15 protein-coding genes (1 of these 15 only partly in view) are annotated in these 20,424 nt (G+C 67.4%); 6 read left to right on the forward strand and 9 right to left on the reverse strand.

Annotated elements, in window-relative coordinates:
* Positions 1 to 204: 204 nt before the first annotated feature.
* Positions 205 to 987, reverse strand: a complete 783-nt coding sequence (locus ACO227_RS02375; RefSeq protein ID WP_423604974.1) for a SapC family protein — start codon at positions 985 to 987, stop codon at positions 205 to 207.
* A gap of 31 nt (positions 988 to 1,018) precedes the next feature.
* The gene (locus ACO227_RS02380) at positions 1,019 to 2,464 is read right to left on the reverse strand and encodes an FAD-binding oxidoreductase (RefSeq protein WP_423604976.1); all 1,446 of its coding nucleotides are present in this window, start codon (positions 2,462 to 2,464) and stop codon (positions 1,019 to 1,021) included.
* 78 nt (positions 2,465 to 2,542) lie between these two features.
* Here ACO227_RS02380 and ACO227_RS02385 point away from each other — a divergent pair, with 78 nt between their 5' ends.
* The 3 genes from ACO227_RS02385 to ACO227_RS02395 all read left to right on the forward strand — a co-directional run bounded on the left by ACO227_RS02385 (position 2,543) and on the right by ACO227_RS02395 (position 4,730).
* Positions 2,543 to 3,022, forward strand: coding sequence for a hypothetical protein (locus ACO227_RS02385; RefSeq protein ID WP_423604978.1), 480 nt, complete (start codon positions 2,543 to 2,545; stop codon positions 3,020 to 3,022).
* A gap of 89 nt (positions 3,023 to 3,111) precedes the next feature.
* Entirely contained in the window at positions 3,112 to 4,530 is a 1,419-nt protein-coding gene (locus ACO227_RS02390; protein ID WP_423607438.1) for a DEAD/DEAH box helicase, read from the forward strand.
* Positions 4,527 to 4,730 (forward strand): DUF1289 domain-containing protein, encoded by a 204-nt coding sequence (locus ACO227_RS02395; RefSeq protein WP_423604979.1) that lies wholly within the window; start codon positions 4,527 to 4,529, stop codon positions 4,728 to 4,730. The genes ACO227_RS02390 and ACO227_RS02395 overlap by 4 nt, the downstream gene beginning before the upstream one ends.
* Here the strand turns inward: ACO227_RS02395 and mtnP are convergent.
* Together mtnP and ACO227_RS02405 are read right to left on the reverse strand one after the other, a co-directional pair.
* Positions 4,727 to 5,596, reverse strand: coding sequence for an S-methyl-5'-thioadenosine phosphorylase (gene mtnP / locus ACO227_RS02400; RefSeq protein WP_423604981.1), 870 nt, complete (start codon positions 5,594 to 5,596; stop codon positions 4,727 to 4,729). The genes ACO227_RS02395 and mtnP overlap by 4 nt on opposite strands.
* Positions 5,593 to 7,005 (reverse strand): amino acid permease, encoded by a 1,413-nt coding sequence (locus ACO227_RS02405; protein WP_423604982.1) that lies wholly within the window; start codon positions 7,003 to 7,005, stop codon positions 5,593 to 5,595. The genes mtnP and ACO227_RS02405 overlap by 4 nt, the downstream gene beginning before the upstream one ends.
* A gap of 120 nt (positions 7,006 to 7,125) precedes the next feature.
* Between ACO227_RS02405 and ACO227_RS02410 the strand changes: the two genes are divergently transcribed.
* Entirely contained in the window at positions 7,126 to 7,638 is a 513-nt protein-coding gene (locus ACO227_RS02410) for a rhodanese-like domain-containing protein (protein WP_423604984.1), read from the forward strand.
* A 142-nt stretch (positions 7,639 to 7,780) separates the two neighbouring features.
* Here the strand turns inward: ACO227_RS02410 and ACO227_RS02415 are convergent, their stop codons facing one another.
* From ACO227_RS02415 to ACO227_RS02435, 5 genes are all read right to left on the reverse strand, one after another.
* Positions 7,781 to 9,841: a glycoside hydrolase family 97 protein gene (locus ACO227_RS02415; protein WP_423604985.1), complete on the reverse strand. Its 2,061-nt coding sequence runs from the start codon at positions 9,839 to 9,841 to the stop codon at positions 7,781 to 7,783.
* 28 nt (positions 9,842 to 9,869) lie between these two features.
* A complete protein-coding gene (locus ACO227_RS02420) occupies positions 9,870 to 11,495 on the reverse strand; it encodes an alpha-amylase family glycosyl hydrolase (protein WP_423604987.1) in 1,626 nt (541 codons plus the stop codon).
* Positions 11,492 to 13,294, reverse strand: coding sequence for an alpha-amylase family glycosyl hydrolase (locus ACO227_RS02425; protein WP_423604989.1), 1,803 nt, complete (start codon positions 13,292 to 13,294; stop codon positions 11,492 to 11,494). Before ACO227_RS02425 ends, ACO227_RS02420 begins: the two co-directional genes overlap by 4 nt.
* Positions 13,291 to 14,835, reverse strand: coding sequence for a tryptophan halogenase family protein (locus ACO227_RS02430; protein ID WP_423604990.1), 1,545 nt, complete (start codon positions 14,833 to 14,835; stop codon positions 13,291 to 13,293). The genes ACO227_RS02425 and ACO227_RS02430 overlap by 4 nt, the downstream gene beginning before the upstream one ends.
* 61 nt (positions 14,836 to 14,896) lie before the next feature.
* Positions 14,897 to 17,728 carry a TonB-dependent receptor gene (locus tag ACO227_RS02435; protein ID WP_423604992.1) on the reverse strand — a complete coding sequence of 944 codons (2,832 nt, stop codon included), beginning with the start codon at positions 17,726 to 17,728 and terminating at the stop codon, positions 14,897 to 14,899.
* A 242-nt stretch (positions 17,729 to 17,970) separates the two neighbouring features.
* On the opposite strand from ACO227_RS02435, the gene ACO227_RS02440 reads away from it, so the two are divergent.
* The gene (locus tag ACO227_RS02440; protein WP_423604994.1) at positions 17,971 to 18,999 is read left to right on the forward strand and encodes a LacI family DNA-binding transcriptional regulator; all 1,029 of its coding nucleotides are present in this window, start codon (positions 17,971 to 17,973) and stop codon (positions 18,997 to 18,999) included.
* 18 nt (positions 19,000 to 19,017) lie between these two features.
* Positions 19,018 to 20,424, forward strand: the 5' portion of a protein-coding gene (locus ACO227_RS02445; RefSeq protein WP_423604995.1) for an MFS transporter. 78 nt of this gene lie beyond the right edge of the window; the window shows 1,407 of its 1,485 coding nt (coding positions 1-1,407); the start codon lies at positions 19,018 to 19,020; the stop codon falls past the right edge of the window.

Genomic DNA, 20,424 nt, shown 5'->3' on the forward strand with positions numbered 1-20,424 from the left:
GTACTGAACAGAATATAGGGGGGCTTGACCGTGGCTTCAAGGCCACAATCGGAAATGCGACGAATTGAAGAGGAATGGCCCGCAAGCCGCTCGTTTCAGGCGGAATCCTGCCGAAAGCGCGCTTGCCGGATATCGGACGCAACGGGGGCCGCGACTAGGGGATGCGACGCTCCCGGCCACAAGCGGCCGGGAGCGCGCGCGTCTTCAGGCCACCGGCGCCGGCTGCGGCGCCACGCCGCCCTGCTGCAGCTGGCGCGCGAAGATCTCGCGCATCAGGCCGAGCGAGAAGAGATGGGCATAGATCAGCGGCAACATGCCGTTCTGCGCCATCTTGCGCAGCTGGTCGCCGCGCAGGTCGTTGAGCTTGTTCTCGTCGACCATGCGGAAGCCGCGATAGATATAGGGCTGTGCCGCGCCCTCGGGCTGGATCGCGACTTCGCCGTCCATCAGCAGCTCGAGGTCGTTGAGCTCCTTGATGAACGCGTTGGTCTTCTGCCCCGCGATCTCGAACTCCTCGTTGAACTTGAGGATCTGCTGGACCAGCTCGGTCGGCTTGCCATCCTCGAACAGCGCATCGCCCTCGTCGAACGCGCCGATCGTGTCGGAGGTCGGGTCGAAGCACAGCGACAGTTCCTCGGCGTCCGGACGCAGCCGGGCGAGGATGTAGGGGTAGCGGCGGACATAGGCGGGAACGTAGATGTTCTCGCCCTCGCGGATCTTGCCATTCTCGTCGAAGAAGACATTGACGCCTTCGTTGAGGCCCATCAGCCCCAGCGGAACGGCATCGTCGCCGATCGAAAAGACGATCGGCATGTTGCGCTGGACGAGCGGGAACTCCTCCACCGTCAGCGGGATCGCATGCTGCTTGGCGAGGAACGGCGCCGCGTCCGCCCGGCGGATGCGGAAATTGCCGTGAATCTCGCTCGAGAGCGGCTGGAGGTCGTTGTAGAAAAGCGGAAGACCCTGTGCTTGCGGCGCGCTGGCCATGAAACTCTCCTGGATTCGGGACTGGCGCGGTCTATTGACCGTGACGCTCCGGTGCAAGGGAAACGAGCTTCCCGGGGTTGAACAGGTTCATGGGATCGATTGCGCGCTTGATCGCGGCGAGCGCGTGCATCCGGGCCGGCGAGGAAAGCCGGGCAAGTTCGTCGCGTTTCATCTGGCCGATGCCATGCTCGGCCGAGATCGATCCGCCCGCCGCGACGACGAGATCGTGGACGAACGGGCTGACGACTTCGGCATTACGCGCCGCCCAGTCCGCCGGACTTCCCGCAGGCGCGCGCACGTGGAAATGGACATTGCCGTCGCCGAGATGCCCGAACGCCCCCGCGCTGGTCCCGGGGAAGCGCGCCTCGACCGCGCGCGCGCCCTCGATCATGAAGTCGGGCATCGCCGCGACCGGCACCGAGATGTCGTGCTGGAGCGCCGGGCCGCTCGCACGCTCGGCCTCGGAGATCGAATCGCGCAGCTTCCAGAAGGCCTCGGCCTGCGCCTCGCTCGCGGCAATCGCCGCGTCCGCCGCCAAGCCCGATTCGAGCGCCTGGCCGAGCAGCCGCTCGAGCAGCGCCGCGGGTGGCGCCTGTACCGGGCTCGTCGCCACCGCCTCGATCAGCACGTGCCAGGGATGCGCGCCGGCGAGCGGCGCACGCGTGCCCGGAATGTGCCTGAGCACCGCGTCCAGCGAATGGGCCGGCACGATCTCGAAGCTCTCGATCGCATCGGTCGCGGCCTCGGCCATCCGCAGCAGATCGAGCCCGGCATGGGGCGAAGCGAGCCCCACCCACGCGACCGCACGGGCATGGACGGCCGGAGCCAGCCTCAGGCTCGCCGCGGTGACCACGCCGAGCGTTCCTTCCGCGCCGACCAGCAGCTGGTTGAGGTCATAGCCGCGATTGTCCTTCTTGAGCGCGGCGAGGCCGTCATGCACGCTGCCATCGGGCAGCACCGCCTCGAGCCCGAGCACCAGCCCGCGCATCGTGCCGAAGCGCAGCACCTGCGTCCCGCCGGCATTGGTCGAGACGAGCCCGCCCACCGTCGCGCTGCCCTTCGCGCCGAGCGTCAGCGGGAAGCGCCGCCCCTGCGCCAGCACCGCATCGTGCAGATGAGCGAGGATCACCCCCGCTTCCGCCTCGACCAGATTCGCCGCCGCGTCGATCCGGCGCACGCGGTTCATGCGCCGCAGCGACAGGATCAGCGCCGATCCGTCGTCCGGAGGCGTCGCGCCGCCGACCATCGAGGTGTTGCCGCCCTGCGGCACCAGCGGGACGCCGAGCCGCGCCGCGAGGCGCACCGTTTCCGCCGCCGCCTCGACCGAATCGGGCTGCACGATCGCCGCCGCCGCGCCGTGATAGCGGCCGCGCCAGTCGTCGAGCCAGGGTGCGATCGCCTGGCGCTCGGTGATCACCGTCTTGGGGCCGAAGCGCGCCGCGACGGCCTCGACCAGTTGCGCTTGTGCCGGCGTCATGCCAGCGCCGCTACCATCCGCCGCGCGAGGGAGCAATTCATCCACTGTTCAAGCCCACCCGCTATGGGGCAGGATGAGATGGTGAATCTGTTGCTTGCTGCCAGTGCTGCGCTGCTGCTGCCGCTCGCCCCGCCGGGCGAGACGCGCAAAGCCGCATCCAAGGCAAATACCGGCGTGACGCGGGTGGCACAGATTCGCATCCAGCAGCATTTCGTGATTCGCGTGCCGCGCCCCGATGCGGTACGCCGTATCTCCGCCCCCGCCGCGCCGCTTCCGCCGATCGCCTGGGTCGAGAAGGACGCCGACAAGTGCGTCAAGATGCAGAGCCTGGCCGGCGCCACGATCACGCGTCCCGACAGCGTCGACCTGTTCCTCGCCGGGGGCAAGCGGCTGCGCGCGAAGCTCGGCAGCGAATGTCCCGCGCTCGATTTCTATTCGGGCTTCTACGTCAAGCCGACCCGGGACGGCATGATCTGCGCCAAGCGCGACATGTTCCGGTCGCGTTCGGGCGGGGAATGCCGAATCAAGGCGTTCCGTACCCTGATTCCCGCGCGCTGACTTGAACTTATCTTGACTTTGCGCGCCATTTCCCCAATGCGCGCGGCTGATTTAATGTGGGCCTGCGCCCCTATTTTCCGGACATCTGGATGAGCTTTGCCGATCTCGGCCTCTCTGACGAATTGCTGAAGGCCGTCACAGAGGCCGGCTATACCGACCCGACCCCGATCCAGCGCCAGGCGATCCCTTCGGTGCTGATGATGCGCGACCTGATCGGGATCGCCCAGACCGGCACCGGCAAGACCGCGTCCTTCGTGCTGCCGATGATCGACATCCTGGCGCAGGGCCGCAGCCGCGCGCGCATGCCGCGCAGCCTGATCCTCGAGCCGACGCGCGAGCTCGCCGCGCAGGTCGCCGAGAATTTCGAGAAGTACGGCACGCATCACAAGCTGTCGATGGCGCTGCTGATCGGCGGCGTGCAGATGGGCGACCAGGTCAAGGCGCTGGAGAAGGGCGTCGACGTGCTCATCGCCACGCCCGGCCGCCTGATGGACCTGTTCGAGCGCGGCAAGATCCTGCTCACCGGCTGCAACCTGCTGGTGATCGACGAAGCGGATCGCATGCTCGACATGGGGTTCATTCCCGACATCGAGAATATCTGCACCAAGCTGCCGGCCAACCGCCAGACGCTGCTGTTCTCGGCGACGATGCCGCCGCCGATCAAGAAGCTGGCCGACAAGTTCCTGTCGAACCCCAAGACGATCGAGGTCGCCCGCCCCGCCTCGACCAACACCAACATCACACAGCGGCTCGTGCCGGTGGCGAACAGCGCCTTCGCCAAGCGCGAGACGCTGCGCCGCCTGCTGAGCGCCGAGGACGTGCGCACCGCGATCATCTTCTGCAACCGCAAGACGACGGTGCGCGAGCTCAACAAGAGCCTCAAGAAGCACGGTTACCGCTCGGCCGAGATCCATGGCGACATGGACCAGGCCTCGCGCATCGCCGAGCTCGACCGGTTCAAGGCGGGCGACGTCAATATCCTGGTCGCCTCCGACGTCGCGGCGCGCGGACTCGACATCAAGGGCGTGAGCCACGTCTTCAACTTCGACGCGCCGTGGCACCCGGACGATTATGTCCACCGCATCGGCCGCACCGGCCGCGCGGGCGCCACCGGCACCGCCTATACGCTCGTCTCGAGCGCGGACGCGGAGGCGATCGAGAATATCGAGAAGCTGCAGGGCAGCAAGATCGAGCGGATCGGCGAGCTGCCGGCCGGCGACGAGCCCACGGAAGCGAAGAAGGGCCGCGGCAGGAAGCCGGCGAAGGGCAAGTCCGAAGACAAGCCGCGCGACGACAAGCCCCGCGAGAAGAAGGCCGAGCCGAGCGCGGACGCCCCGAAGGAAGCCCGCCGCGAGGAACGCCGCCCGGAGCCGCGCGAACCGCGCCGGGACGACCGCCCGCGCCGCGATCGCGACCGCAATCGCCGTCGCGATGAGCAGGACGACGGTCCCGACGAGGGCTGGAACGGCCCGGTCCCGGACTTCCTCAACTTCACGATCCCGGCGTGACCGCAGCCGAAGACGAGGATGACTTCCTCGACTTCACCCCCCTGCCCGCCGTCGAGAGCCCGTGCGTCAGCATCTGCCGCATGAAGGACGGGCTGTGCGAAGGCTGCGGACGCACGCTGGACGAGATCGCGGAATGGTCGAGCGCGACCGACGCGCGGCGGCGTGCGATCCTGGCGCGGATCGCGAGAGCCGGGCGCTAGCCGCCCAGCGCCCGGCCCGCCACCGCATCGAGCTTCGCGAGGAGTTCCGGATCGCGCACATGCGGCGCGGTGATCAGCGCGGTGTCGAGGCAGGTGTCGATCGGCGAGGGCTCGCGTACCTCCGGCAATGCGCGCAGCAAATTGACCACCATCGCGCGCGCCTTCGCCGCATTGGCCGAGAGCTGGGCGATCACCTGCGCCACGTCGACCGCCGCCTCTTCCTCGCGCCAGCAGTCATAGTCGGTGACCATGCCGACCAGCGCATAGGGCAGCTCGGCCTCGCGGGCGAGCTTGGCCTCGGGCATCGCGGTCATGCCGATCACATGGCAGCCCCAGCTGCGATAGAGATGACTCTCCGCGCGCGTCGAGAATTGCGGCCCCTCCATCGCGAGATAGGTGCCGCGCTCGTGCACTTCGGCCCCGGCGGCGCGCGCCGCTTCCGCTGCGAGATGCGACAGGCGCGGGCACACCGGGTCGGCCATCGAGACGTGCGCGACCATGCCGGTGCCATAGAAGCTCGACGGCCGCCCCTTGGTGCGGTCGACGAACTGGTCGACCACGCTGAACGTGCCCGGCGCGCGCATCTCCTGCAGGCTGCCGACCGACGAGACCGCGAGCACGTCGGTGACGCCGAGGCGCTTCAGGCAATCGATGTTGGCCCGGTTGTTGAGCTCGGAGGGCGAGATGCGGTGCCCGCGCCCGTGCCGCGGCAGGAACGAGACGCGCGCGTGACCCATCCGCCCGGTGAAGATCGCGTCCGACGGCGCGCCCCAGGGCGAAGCGACGTCCAGCCATTCGCCGCCTTCGATCCCCTCGACGTCGTAAAGCCCGGATCCGCCGATGATCCCGATATGCCAGCCGCTCACTCGACCCCCTTCTTGGTCACCTTGGGCCGCGCATAGGCGAAGTAGATGACGACGCCGAGTGCATTCCAGGCGAGAAACCACAATTGCGTCTTGGTCGGCAGGCTGAAGAACAGGTAGATGCAGCCGAGCACCGCGCCCGCACCCACCAGCCACCAGAGCGGCGTTCTGAACATGCGCGGCGCGTCGGGCGCGCGGCGGCGCAGCACCATCATGCACACCGCCACCGCAGTGAACGCGGCGAGCGTCCCGGCATTGGCGAGCGCCGCGATCTCGTCGATCGGCAGCAGCCCGGCGATCACCGCGACGATCGCCGCGGTGAACAAGGTGATGCGCACCGGCGACCCGCGGCGCGACACCTTGGCGAGGCCGACGGGAAGCATCCCGTCGCGCGCCATGGTGAAGAAGATGCGGCTCTGCCCGAACAGGAAGCCGAGCAGCACGGTCGGCAAGGCGATCACTGCCGATACCGCGAGGAAGGTGGCGAAGCCCGGTCGGCCCAGCTCGCGCAGGATCAGCGCGAGCGGCTCGGGGCTGTTGGCGAAGCTGGTGAACGGCGCCGCGCCGACCGCGGCAACCGCGACGAGCATGTAGATGGCGACGCACGCGATCATCGACCCGACGATGCCGATGGCGAGGTCGCGACCCGGATTCTTGGTTTCCTCGGCCGCGGTCGAGATCGCGTCGAAGCCGTAGAAAGCGAAGAAGATGATCGCCGCCGCGGCCATCACCCCGCGCTCAACCCCGTCGGGGGAAAGCGTCTTGGCGAAGCCGAACGGCGCGAACGGCTCGAGATTGGCGCTGTTGAAGTAAGGAAGCGCCACCGCGACGAACACGGCGAGCGCGACGGTCTTGACCGCCACCAGGGCCGCGTTGAGCGTCGCGCTTTCCTTGGTCCCGAAGCAGAGCAGCCCCGCCACCACCGCGATGATGAAGATCGCGGGCAGGTTGACGATGCCGTCGGCATGCGGTCCCGCCATCAGTTCCATCGGCATGCCCGTCCAAGCATGGAGCAGCGGCGCGGCGTACCCCGACCAGCCGACCGCCACGGTGCTGACGACCAGCGAATATTCGAGGATCAGCGACCAGCCGACGACCCAGGCGACGATCTCGCCCAGCACGGCGTAGCTATAGGCATAGGCGCTGCCCGAGGCGGGCATCATCGTCGCCATCTCGGCATAGGCGAGGGCGGCACAGGCGCAGATCGCGCCGGCGATGACGAAGGACAGGATCACCGCCGGCCCGGCCTTGCCCGCGCCCACGCCGATCAGCGTGAGGATGCCGGTGCCGACGATCGCGCCGACACCGAGCGCGACGAGATGCGGCCAGCTGAGCGTGGCGGCGAGGCGATGCTCGGGCGCATGCTCGGCCGCGCCTTTCACGCTCTTGGTACGAAACAGTCCGCCGGCCATGCGCTCCCCCTTTTCTTGCGGCTGAGACTGGTGCGCCGTGGCCCGCGCGGCGTCAACGGTTCATGCGATGGACAGCGTTGCGCGTGCAGGGTCGTTTCACTCGAACAACGGAGCAGCAAGATGGACCGCCGCCTGTTCCTCTCCTTCGTCGGCCTCGGCGCCGCGACGCCCGCGCTCGGCCAGTCCCGCGACGACGAACGCCGCAATCCGCAGATCGACTATCCCGGCTTCCAGCAACTGACCAGCGATGTCCGCGCGCTGCGTGCCGAGCGGCTGCTGCCCTTCGACCGGTTCAAGGCGGAAGCGGCCTCGCCCGGCACGCTGCTGCTCGACGCGCGCTCGGAAAGCGCGTTTCGCGAGGGGCATATCAAGGGCGCGGTCAACCTGGCGCTGCCCGATTTCAACGCGGAGTCGCTGGCGGAAACGGTGGGCCCGAATATCCACCGCCGCGTCCTGATCTACTGCAACAACAATTTCTCGAACCGCACGCGCCCCGTGCCGATGAAGGCGCGGCCGCTGGCGCTCAATATCCAGACCTTCATCAACCTGGTCGGCTATGGCTATCGCAACGTGTGGGAGCTGGCCGACGTAATCGACTTCAACGACCCCAAGGTGGAATGGGTGCGCGGATAGGAACGGCCTCCATCTTACCCCTCTCACCCTGAACTTGTTTCAGGGCCCATTCCTTCACAGGCGACGAAGCCGCCTGTTGCATGATGGATGCTGAAACAAGTTCAGCATGACGGGAGGGGTAAGTTCAGAGAGGCTGATGGACTTATCGACCCGCCGCGAACCGGATCGCCTGCCCGCCGCCGGGGGCGAGCGCCAGCGTCAGCTTGTCGCCGCGCCGGACCTTCTTCGTCTCGATTACATATTTGTGCCGCGTTTCGGCATCGAAGCGCGTGTCGGGCGCGTCGCGGTAGATCTGCGCGGTATAGGTCTTGCCCGCATCGAGGAAATCGAGCGTGACCTCGAGATTGCGCGCCTGCTCGTCGCCGACCGCGCCGAGATACCAGTCGGCGCTGTGCCGGTCCTTGCGCGCGATCGTCACATAGTCGCCGACCTCCCCGTTGAGCACGCGCGTGTCCGCCCAGTCGACGGGGACGTCCTTGATGAACTGGAACGCGTCCATCAGCCTGGCGTAGACCTCCGGCTCGTCAGCAGCCATCTGCACCGGCGAGTAGATCACGACATATTGCGCGAGCTGCTTGGCGATGGTCGAGGGGATGTCGCTGTCCTTCTCGCCCTTGAGGCTGAGGATGCCAGGCGTGAAGTCCATCGGCCCCGACAGCATGCGGGTGAAGACGAGGTTGGCCTCGTGTTCGGGCGGGTTCTTGCCCTGCCAGGCCATATATTCCTGCCCCCGCGCGCCTTCGCGCGCCAGCCAGTTGGGGTAGGTGCGGCGCAGGCCCGTGTCCTTGATCGGCTCGTGCGGGTCGACGCTTACCTTGTACTTGGCGGCGGCGAGCACGACGCGCAGATGGTGGTTCGACATCCACTGGCCGTCATGCCATTCGCGATGCTCCGAGCCGTCGGGATCGACCCGGCCGATCTGCCCGGCATCGGCGACATAGCCGGTCTTGACCACCTTCTGTCCATGCGCCGCCGACCAGGCGAAGGCCTTGTCGAGCTGCTTGTCGTAATGGCTCGCCGAGCCGCCGGTCTCGTGGTGGCCGATCAGCGACGTGCCCTTTTTCTTGGCATAGGCGGCCAGCGCCTCGGCATCGAAATCCTCGGTCGGGCCGGAAAAATCCATGTCGGTGCCGTTGCCGAACCAATCGCCGTCCCAGCCGACATTCCAGCCCTCGACCAGCACGCCCGGGATGCCGTTGGCCCCGGCGAAGTCGATGTAGCGCTTGACGTTCGCGGTGGTGGCGCCGTGCTGGGGTCCGCGCGCCCAGGTCCATTTGCCCTTGATCATGTTCCACCACACGCCGACGAACTTGCCGGGCTTGACCCAGCTGACGTCGCCGAGCTTGTTGGGCTCGTTGAGGTTCAGCGTCATGCGGCTTCCGGTGTAGAGCCCCGCGGCATCGTCGGCGATCACCATGGTGCGCCATGGCGTGGTGAAGGGGCCGTTCTTGACCACTTTCGCCGGGCCGGCGCCGGGCGAGAGCTGCGCCTTGAACCGCGTGCCGGTCACGCGCCGCAGCCACATGCTCGAATAGTCGACCAGCGCCGCCTCGTGGAACGCGATGTGCGTTCCGTCCTCGAGCTTCACCGTGATCGGCGTATGCGCCTGCCCGACCTCGGAGATCCTGGTGCGGTTGTAGAGATATTCGTAGCGGTTCCATTCGCCCGCCGGGATCCACCAGGCGGTGCCGTTGCCGGCGACGCCGAACTCGGTCAGCTCGTCGGCGATGTTGGCGTGCTTGAGGTTGGGCTGGTCGGGGAATTCGTAGCGGAAGCCGACGCCCTCGTCGAAGATGCGGAACACCACGTCCATCACCCGCGCCAGCGCGGTGGTTTCCTTGAGGCGCACGCGGAACTCGGTGTGGCGGTCGCGGATCGTCTTCCACTCGCCCCAGGGCTGCTCCCAGGTCGAATCGGCGGAGGTCGTCGCCTGGCTCTCGATCGCGAAGCGGCGCTCGAGCTTGGGCGCATCGGTGAGCAGGAGACCGAGCCGCGACGGCTCGATCAGCGGCTTGCCGTTGCGCGTGACGGCGTAATGCGGCCGTCCGTCGCCATCGACGGTCACCGTGACGCGGAGCTTGCCATCGGGCGATGCCGCGCTCGCGCCGCCCGCCTCCAGCGCGGTGTTCTGCACCACGCCCTGCGCCAGCGCCGGCATCGCCATTATCGAAGTCAACGCTGTCAGCGCGATCAACCTGCCCATCATACTCTCCTGTTACGCCGCCATCCTCTCAGGCGATTTGTTCGAGCACCAACCCCGAATAAGGCGGCAACGATCCCGGTGCAGCGCCATTCACCGCCGCCAGCACGCGGAACCGGTCGGGCTGCGCCGGATGCCATGCCAGCGGCGCCTTGCCCAGATTGAACGCGCAGGTCAGCGCCTGTCCCTCGGCGGTGCGAGTGAAGACGAGCAGCGCCTCCTCGGCCGCAAGCACCGCCATCGCGCCCGTGCGCAGGGCAGGATTGGCCGCGCGCAACGCGATCAGCCCGCGCGTCAGGTTGAGCAGCGAGCTGTTTTCGCTGGTCTGCCGGTCCACCGCCTTGTCGGCATGGTCGGGGCCGAGCGGCAGCCACGGCTTGCCCGCGCTGAAGCCGAGATTGGCCGCATCCGCCCGCCACGGCATCGGCGTGCGCACGCCATCGCGGCTCAGCGTCAGCGGCCAGTTGGCGATCGCCTCGGGATCCTGGAGCTGGTCGAAGCCGATCTCGACTTGCGTCAGGCCAAGCTCCTCGCCCTGGAACAGGATGGCGTTGCCGCGCAGGCACATCAGCAGCAGCATTTTCATCGCCGCGAAGGCGTCGCGATGCTCGGCATCGACCCAGCGCGACACGGCGCGGGGGGCGTCATGGTTCTCGAACGCCCAGCTCGGCCAGCCCATGCCCGGCGTATCGGGCCAGGTCTCGACCGCCTTCTTGACCAAGGCCGGGGTCAGCTTGTTCGCGTAGAGGAAGTCGAAGCCATAGGCGCTGTTGAGCCGCCCCTGCCCCTGCGTGAATGCGTGCATCTCCGCCTCGGGCGTCGGACCGCCGACCTCGGCGACGGTGAAACGGCCGCCATAGCTGTCGGTCAGTTCGCGGTGCCGCTCGAGGAAGCCCACGATGTCCGGGTGGCTCTGGTTGTAGATGTGCTGCTGGAAATCGAACGGGCGGGTGCGCGGCGCGCCGGTATCGGGCGCGGGCGGATTGTCGCGCAGAAGCGGGTCGTGCATCGAAAAGTTGATCGCATCGACGCGGAAGCCGTCGACGCCGCGGTCGAGCCAGAACTTCGCCGCCGCCAGCGCCGCGTCCTGCACCTCAGGGTTGTGCAGGTTGAGATCGGGCTGCTCGCTCAGGAAGTTGTGGAAATAATATTGGCCGCGCCGCGCGTCCCAGGTCCAGGCCGGGCCGCCGAACACCGATTGCCAGTTGTTGGGGGGCGAACCGTCCGCCTTGGCGTCCGCCCAGACATACCAGTCGGCCTTCGGATTATCGCGGCTGGCGCGGCTCTCCTTGAACCAGTCATGCTGGTCCGAAGTGTGCGAATAGACCTGGTCGATGATGACCTTGAGCCCCAGCGCGTGCGCCTTCTCGATCACCGCGTCGAAGTCGGCGAGCGTGCCGAACACCGGGTCGACGCCGCAATAATCAGCGATGTCATAGCCGAAATCGCGCATCGGCGAGGTGAAGAAGGGCGACAGCCAGATCGCGTCGGCACCGAGTGACGCGACATGGTCGAGATGCGCGGCGACGCCGGGCAGATCGCCGATGCCGTCGCCGTTGGTGTCGGCGAAGCTGCGCGGATAGATCTGGTAGATGACGGCGCCGCGCCACCAGTCGCGGGTCACCTGTGCCGCGGGCACGCGCGAAGGCTCGCTCACTTGGCGCCTCCAGCAGCGCAGGCGACATAGCCGAAGGCGGGCAATCGCACGGTCAGGCTCCCCGGCGCCACGGCATCGGGCATGCACTGGCCCACCAGCGCGGTGAAGCCGGTCGAACCCACGCCGACCTCGACCTGGCGCGTGATGGGCTGGGCGCTGGTGTTGAACCCAATCAGCACCTCCGCGCCGGTCGCGGGATCGAAGCGCGACACTGCGAACAGGCCGGGCTTCTCGTCATAGGCGCGGGTCACCTGCCGGCCACGCGACAGTGCCGGTGTCGCCTTGCGGACGGCCGAGAGCTTCGCGATCTCGGCATAGAGCGGATGCGCGGTGTCGAAGTTCGAGTCCGCGGTGGTCTTGCTCGTCCCCAGCAGCTTGTTGTCGTTGTAGATCGCAACCTTGCTCGGGAACATGTCCTCGCGCGCGTCCTGATCGTTGCCGTCGCCGACGAAACCCTGCTCGTCCCCGGCATAGATGGTCGGCACGCCACGCAGCAGCAGCAGCATCGCGTGGCCGAGCCTCACGCGCGCCAGCACCTCGTCGTCGCTCGCCTGGGGGAAGGCCTTGCGCACATCGGTCGAAAAGCGGCCGTGATCGTGGTTGGAGATGAAGGTCGGCAGCCGCAGCGCCGCCTCCGCCCCGCCCTCGTAGAGCGCGTCGCGATCGAACATCGCGGCGAGCACGTCGGTGCCCTTCTCGCCCGCCACACTATGCTGGACCGCGGCGCGGAAGCCGAAGTCGAGCACGCTCGGCAGCTGGTGCACGCGCGTGTGCAGCGCGAGGTCGCCGACATCGCCGTCGTTCGCCACTTCGCCGAAGATATGGAAATTGGGGATGCCCCTGGCCTTCGCCCGTTCGATCATCGCCTTGGAGAAACCTTGCCAGAATTCGGGATTGACGTGACGGGCGGTATCGATGCGGAAGCCGTCGATCCCGAACTGGTCGATCCACGCGCCATAGATTTCGATGAACCCCTGCAGCACGCGCGGGCTCTCGGTCATCAGGTCGTCGAGCCCGGCGAAGTCGCCCATCGTCGAGCTCTCGTTGCGGAACGCCGAATTGCCGCGGTTGTGATAGTGAATCGGATCGTTCAGCCAGGCGGGGACCTTCACGTTCTTTTCAGCCGCGGGCATGAACGGCGTGTAGGCGGAGCCCGGGTCGGTGAGCTTCGCGAAATTCTCCGGCGTCTGCACGCCATCGCCGAGGAAGCCAGGATTGATCGCCGCGCCCTTCACGCCGCCCCTGCGCTGATAGGGATAGTCGGCGCGGCTGCGATAGTCGCACGCGCCGCACTCGCGATACTGGATCACGTCGGCGGTGTGGTTGGTGATGATGTCGAGATAGACCTTGATCCCGCGCGCGTGCGCCGCGTCAACGAACGCCTTCATCTCGGCGTTGCTGCCGAAATGCGGGTCCACGCGCGTGAAGTCGGTGATCCAGTAGCCGTGATAGCCCGCCGACTCCTGCCCCTTCGGCCCCTGCACCGGCTTGTTCTTGTAGATCGGACCGAGCCAGATCGCGGTCGCGCCGAGCGACTGGATATAGTCGAGCCGCTTGACCAGCCCCGCGAGATCGCCGCCGTGGAAGAAGCCCTTGTGCGCCGGATCGAAGCCGGTGGCCAGGCGGTCGCCCGAAAGGCCGCCCTTGTCGTTGGTGGGATCGCCGTTCTCGAACCGGTCGGGGAGGAGGAAATAGAGCACTTCCGTCTCGGGCGCGCGGGCACGCAGGTCGGCCGGGGCTGTCTGTGCGGCCGCGGACGTGCCGGCGAGCAAGGCTAAGGCAAGGGCGAAATGTCTCATGCGATACTCGACTGGCTGAGGGTGGGAGCGGCGCCGCAGAAGCGCGCGAGATAATCGGAATGGCCGGGCAGGCGCGCGGCATCGCGCCGATAGGCCTGCGAAACCGTCGTCATGAACTGATCGAGCTGTTCGTCGTCGAGCGTGTCGGCGAGCGGGTGCCAGCGCTCGGGCACGATCCCCTGCCCGATCATCACCTGCACCCAGCCGGGCACGTCGAACAGCTCGTCATGGTCGCGCACGATCCGGCCGGAACTCCGGAACATTGCGATACGGCCGGCCAGCGGCTCGGGCAGCGTCATGTGGCGCAGCGCGTCCCAGAACGGCTCGCCCTCGCGCCCATTGGCGAAATAGTGGAGGATCACGAAATCGCGGATGCGCTCGATCTCGAAGTCGGACAGGCGGTTGAACGCATCGCGATCGGCATCGGCGACCGGCCCGGCCGGCAGGAAGTCGAGCAGCCGCGTGATCCCGGTCTGGATCAGGTGGATGCTGGTCGATTCGAGCGGTTCGATGAACCCGGCGGCGAGCCCCAGCGCGACGACGTTGCGGTTCCACGCCCTGCGCCGCTTGCCGGTGCGGAACTTGAGCAGCCGCGGCTCCGCCTGCGCCGCGCCGTCGAGATTGGCGAGCAGCGTGGCCGCCGCCTCGTCCTCGCCGAGATGCGCCGAAGAGAAGACATACCCGTTGCCGGTGCGGTGCTGGAGCGGGATGCGCCACTGCCAGCCCGCCGCGCGGGCGGTCGCGCGGGTATAGGGGGTCAGCGGCTCGGCCCGGTCGCACGGCACCGCGAGCGCGCGGTCGCAGGGCAGCCAACGCCCCCAATCCTCGAACCCGGTCTCCAGCGCGCCCTCGATCAGCAGCCCGCGAAAGCCCGAACAGTCGACGAACAGCTCGCCCGCGACGCGCGCGCCGCTGGCCAGCACCAGCGCCGCGACGTCGCCACGCTCGCCGTCGCGCTCGACCTGCTCGATCCGCCCCTCGATCCGCGTGACGCCCCGCGCCTCGGCATAACGGCGCAGATAAGCGGCATAGAGTCCGGCGTCGAAATGGAATGCATAGGGCATCGCCGGCAGCGCGCTGTCAGCCGCGCGCTCGACATGCGCGAAGCGGTCCGCCTTGGCCGCGACCGCGTTGAGCACATAATTCCCGAGCGGCCCTGCCCGCCCCGTGGCATGGGCGCGCAGCCAATAGGGATGGAAGGGCAGCAGCCCCAGCCCACGCCCGACCACACCGAACGCATGCATGTAGCGCTCGCCCCGCGCCCCCCAGCCCTCGAACTCGATGCCGAGCTTCCAGGTGCCGTGCGTCTCGCGCAGGAACTCGGCCTCATCGATCCCCAGACCCATGTTGAACAGGCGGATCATCGGGATCGTCGCCTCGCCGACGCCGACCGTGCCGATCTCCTCGGACTCGACCAGCGTGATGCGCCAGCCCGGCCCGCAGAAGCGCGCGAGCGCGGCCGCGGTCATCCAGCCCGCGGTGCCGCCGCCAGCGATGACGATGCTGCGCGGCGTCGGACCGCGCGGCGTGGGATCGGTCATCCTTCCATCCTCAAAACATCCCCGCCGCGACAATGCCGCGGCGGGGAAGCGGGGGGAATGGTCAGAGCTTGTAGCTCAGCCCGAGCAGGTAGCGGACGCCATAGCGCTGATAATCGATCGTCAGGCTCTCGTTCGCCGCTTCATGGGTGATGAACGGCTCGTCGGTCAGGTTCTGCGCCTGCGCCAGGATGCCGAGCCCCTTGAGCGGGCCGTTTTGGAACTCGTAGCCGATCTGCGCATCGACGATCGTCTCGGCCTTGGCGAGGCGCTGGATGCGTTCGGTGCCGATGCCGCTCAGCTCGGCAAGGAAGCTCGACCGGTGCCGTACGCTGGCGCGCGCCGAGAAGCCCCATTTCTCGAAATAGACGGTGCCGTTCGCCACCCATTTGGAAAGCCCCGGCAGCGGCTGCGACGGGTTGCCGGGGTTGGGCGTGATCGAGCTCTCGGTGACCGACACGCTGCCGAGCACGCCGAAGCCGTCGAGCGCGTTCGAGAGGTTGCGCAGCGAGAAGGTCGCCGACAATTCGGCGCCGTAGAGCTGTCCGCCCTCGCCGTTTTGCCATTGGGTGACGATGCCCTGACGCAGCGCCGGCTCGGGCCCGCTGGTCACCGGGAAACCGCTGAAGTCGTAGACCGTGCTCTGCTCGAAGATGTAGGTTTCAAGGTTCTTGTAGAAGCCGGCCAGCGCGATGTAGCTGTCGCGGCCGAAATATTTCTCGACCGAGAGATCGACCGCGTTGGCGATCCACGGCCGCAGCCGCGGGTTGCCGCCCGACCCGCCCCAGGGCGAGAAATTGATGTTGGTATTGGCGGCGCGCGACGGATCATAGCTGAAGTTGAGCGAGGCGCGCATCTGGTCCATGCGCGGCCGGGCGAGCTGCCGCGCCGCGCCGAAGCGGACGGTGAAGCCGCCATTGAGACGCGCGACCAGGCTCAAATTGGGCAGCACGTAAGTGTAGCGCACGCCGTCGGACAGGTCGGTGACCGTCGCGACCGGCGAGCCGCTCGCCCCGAGACCGTTCGAGAACTGGTCGACCGAGACCAGCTGCACGCCGACATTGCCGCCCAGCTTCGACCCGTTCGACATCTCCACATCGATGTCGTAGCGGGCATAGCCGGTGATGATCTCCTCGCGCACGCCCCAGCCGAAGGCAAAGACGTTGGCGTCGGTCGCCGGGTTGAAATTGTAGATGCCGCTATAGGCGAGGCCGAGCGGATCGTAGCTGACCATGCCGGGAATGCCGAGGAAGGCCAGCTCGGTCGGGTCGAGCAGCTGGTCGGCGGGGATCGCAACGCTGGTGCCGTGCAGCGGATCAGCGGCATTCGCCTTGAGCCCGAGATAGAAGCGCTGCAGATCGAGATTCTTCTCGCGCTTGTTGTAGGCGGCGCCGAAAGCGAGCTTGCCCTGGTTGTCGCCCAGCTCGCGCTCGATATCGAGGCGGAAGGCGAGCAGTTCGTCCGTGGTCTTGGGGTTGTTGAGGAAGCCGTCCTGCCCGCCCGGCGTGTTATCCGCGCCCCAGCCCTGCGGGCTGGTCAGGAAGATCTGGCCGGGATCGGCATAGTTCAGCGTCGGATCGAAGCTGTAGGTGCCGTTGGAATTGCGGCCGAAGCCGAGCGTGTCGTACGGCCCGTTGCCGGCGCCGCGCGAGGTGCCCGAATAGGTCTCCAGCACCTTGTCCTCGCGGTCGACGCGCGAATAGCTGGCGTCGCCGCTGATCTTCCACGGGCCGGTATTATAGGCGATGTTGAGCCCGACCGAGTAGAGGTCGGCCTCGCGCAGATTGGCGTCGTTGCGCACCACGCCCTTGACGTTGGTCCAGGTGCCGTCGGTGATCACGCCGTCGGTGACGGTGTAGCCGGGCTGCAGCACGGCGTTGCCCCAATAGAGCGGGAATTCGATGCCGCGCAGCGTCTGCTCGTCGCGGAACTTCGAATAATAGCCGTCGAGCACGATGTTGAGATCGGCGTTCGGCTTGAACTGCAGCGTCGCCAGCGCGCTGGTGCGCTCGAGCTCGGTCGACTGCACATAGGGCTTCGACCCGCCGATGATCTGCGCCCCTTGCGCCGCCGCATATTCGGGCCGCGGGGTGAAGGTGTCGTCCGCGGTGCTCGGCGTGCCCTGGGTGTTGCGGATGCCGTAGAGGTCGTTGTTGGTGTCGAAGGTCGGGTAGCCCCAGGCGTTGAACCGTTCGAACTGGGTCGGCGAGTTGATGTGCGCGACGCCCAGGGTGATGCCGATCGTGTCGTCGGCGAACTGGTCGATATAGGTGAGGCTGCCGCGATAGCCCTTGTCGTTGGTGCCGGTGTTGAGCGTGCCCGGCGAGACCAGCTCGCCGCGCGCGTTGAGGCCGACCACGCGCCGCCCATGGTCCAGCGGGCGGATCGAGCGCAGGTTGATCGTGCCCGACAGGCCCTGGCCGATCAGGCCGGCGAACGGCGTCTTGTAGACGTCGACCGCGCCGATCAGCTCCGAGGGATATTGGTCGAACTCGACGCCGCGATTGTCGCCGGTGGTGACCTGCTCGCGGCCGTTGAACAGCGTCGAGGAGAAATCGGGCGAGAGGCCGCGCACCGAGATCACCTGCGCGCGCCCGTCGAGCCGCTGCGCGGTGAGGCCGGGCAGGCGCGCGATCGCCTCGCCGATCGAATTGTCGGGCAGCTTGCCGATATCCTCAGCCGAGATCGATTCGACGATCTGGTTGGAGTCGCGCTTGGTCGCGACCGCGGATTCGATCGCGGCGCGGAAGCCGGTGACGGTGACCTCTTCGTCTTCGGCCGGCGGCGTTTCCTGCGCGAAGGCGGGCGCCGCGATCAGCAGCGTGGCAGCGATGGCGGTGCCGCTGGCGGTGATGGCGAGACGGGCGGCCAGACGGCCCGTAGCGGTGTAACGCATAGTTCCTCCCCTATGCCGGCCCTTTCGGCCGGTGCATTCTGTCAGGTCGCGCCGGATCGAGCGCGTTGGCCCCATAATCGCGCCAAGGCGGCGGCGCGGCCAGCGGACGGCATACGTATTCAGCGCCGTGGTGCCGCCGCGTGACCGTTGCGCAACATTGACGCGGGGAGCGAAGTGGAGTGAAGTTCGGGAGGCTGAGCGGAGGGCACATCCGCAGGCGATAGGGGAGAGGGCCGCCGGCCATGCAACGCAAGCCGACCTCGTTCGACATTGCGCACCTCGCGGGGGTGTCGCAGCCGACCGTGTCGCGCGCGCTGCGCGGCGGGCCGGGCGTCAACGAGGCGACGCGCAAGCGGATCGAGGCGATCGCCCAGAAACTCAACTACCGCGTCGACAAGGCGGCGTCGAACCTGCGCAGCCGCCATGCCGAGACGCTCGCCGTGCTGATCTTCCAGGACGAGAGCGCCGACGACAGCGCGATCAACCCCTTCTTCCTGTCGATGCTCGGCTCGATCATGCGCGCCTGCGCCGACCACGGGCAGGACATGCTGGTCTCGTTCCAGCAGCTCGCGAGCGACTGGCACCAGGATTACGAGGACTCGCGCCGTGCCGACGGGCTGATCCTGCTCGGATATGGCGATTACGAGCTCTATCGCGACAAGCTCGCGGAGCTGATCGCGCAGGGCACGCATTTCGTACGCTGGGGCTGCGTGCAGTCCGAGGCGCTCGGGCTCACGGTCGGCTGTGACAATCATGGCGGTGGACGCGAGGCGACGCGGCACCTGCTCGGCCTCGGCCGGCGCAACGTCGCGTTCCTCGGGCACGCGTCGAGCCATTATCCCGAGTTCCACGACCGCTATCGCGGGCATGTCGCGGCGCTCAAGGAAGGCGGGATCATCCCGCGCAAGCGGCTGCAGTTCGACGCGCTGACCAGCGAGGAGGCGGGCGCCGCCGCGGCCGAGGCGCTGATCGCCAGCGGCGAGACGTTCGACGCGATCCTCGCCGCGAGCGACTTGATCGCCATCGGCGCGATGCACGCGCTCGCCGCGCACGGCCGCAAGGTGCCCGAGGACGTCGCGGTCGTCGGCTTCGACGACATCGCCGCGGCGAGCTTCACCAACCCGCCGCTCACCACCGTCCTGCAGGATACGCGCGCCGCCGGGCGCACGTTGGTCGAGACGTTGCTCGGCCGCATCCGCGAGGAGCGCGTGCACGACGTGCTGCTGCCCGCGAGGCTGGTGGTGCGCCGCTCGTGCGGCTCACCCGCCTGATCATTCAAGGAATCTGACATGGAAAAGCCGCGCCAGGGCTTTTGGGGCCTGTTCAACCTGTCGTTCGGCTTCTTCGGGATCCAGATCGGCTTCGCGCTTCAGAATGCGAATATGAGCCGGATCTTCCAGTCGCTCGGCACCAGCATCGACGATCTGCCCGCCTTGTGGATCGCGGCCCCGCTGACCGGGCTGCTGGTCCAGCCGGTGATCGGGCATATGAGCGACCGCACCTGGCTCGGCCGGCTGGGGCGGCGGCGGCCCTACTTCCTGGCGGGCGCGATCCTTGCCACATTGTCGCTGTTCGTCATGCCGCTTGCCCCGGTATTGCTGGTCGCGGCGGTGATGCTGTGGGTGCTCGACGCCTCGCTCAATATCTCGATGGAGCCGTTCCGCGCCTTCGTCGGCGACATGCTGCGCAAGGATCAGCATAGCGCCGGCTATGCCGTGCAGACCGCCTTTATCGGCGCGGGCGCAGTCGTCGGCTCGATCTTCCCCTGGGGCCTCGAGCAGCTCGGCGTGTCGAACGCGGCGGCGGTTGGCGGCATCCCCGATACCGTCCGCTACGCCTTTTGGTTCGGCGGCGCGGCGCTTTTCTTCGCGGTCCTGTGGACGATCCTGACGACGCGCGAATACGGCCCCGAACAGATGGCCGCATTCGACGGCGCTCGGGCGGAGACCGACGAAACAATGATGCGCGCGCTCGCAGCGCGCGACTACAGTTCGTGCCTGCTCTGGATCGCCGCAGGTGCAGCGGTCGCCGTCGCTGTGCGCCAGTTCGACCTTGAGAAGGAGGTCTATCTGCTTGGCGCGCTGCTCATCGCTTACGGTGTCGCCAGCGTCGTCGCGATCACCCTCGCCAAGCGCGGCAGTCGCGCAAACATGCTGACTCATATCGTGGGCGACTTCTCCGGAATGCCCGACCTGATGAAACGGCTGGCGCTCGTCCAGTTTTTCAGTTGGTCCGCGCTCTTCATCATGTGGATCTACACCACGCCGGTCGTTGCCCAGATTTTCTTCGATGCACCCAACGCGGCGGCTCCTCGGTTCCAGGAGGGCGCGAACTGGGTCACCCTGATATCGACCGTTCAAAACGGTGTTGCCGCTATCGCTGCGCTAACTCTCCTGCCGTTGTTGGCAAAGCGCATCGGTAGAACGCGGACGCACATCGTCGGGCTGCTGTGCGGGGTCGCCGGGTTCGCGAGCTTCTTCGTGATCCGCGATCCGCAATGGCTGCTGGTCAGCGAGATCGGCATCGGCATCGCCTGGGCCTCGATCCTCGCCATGCCCTATGCGATCCTCGCCTCGAGCCTGCCCCAGGCCAAGCTCGGCATCTATATGGGCTTGTTCAACGTCTTCGTGGTGGTGCCGCAATTGCTGGTCGCGACCGTGATGGGGTCGATCATGAAGCGCTTCTTCCCCGACGAG

It is taken from the genome of Sphingomonas sp. MS122 (genome assembly GCF_049532975.1).
GTDB lineage: Bacteria > Pseudomonadota > Alphaproteobacteria > Sphingomonadales > Sphingomonadaceae > Sphingomonas.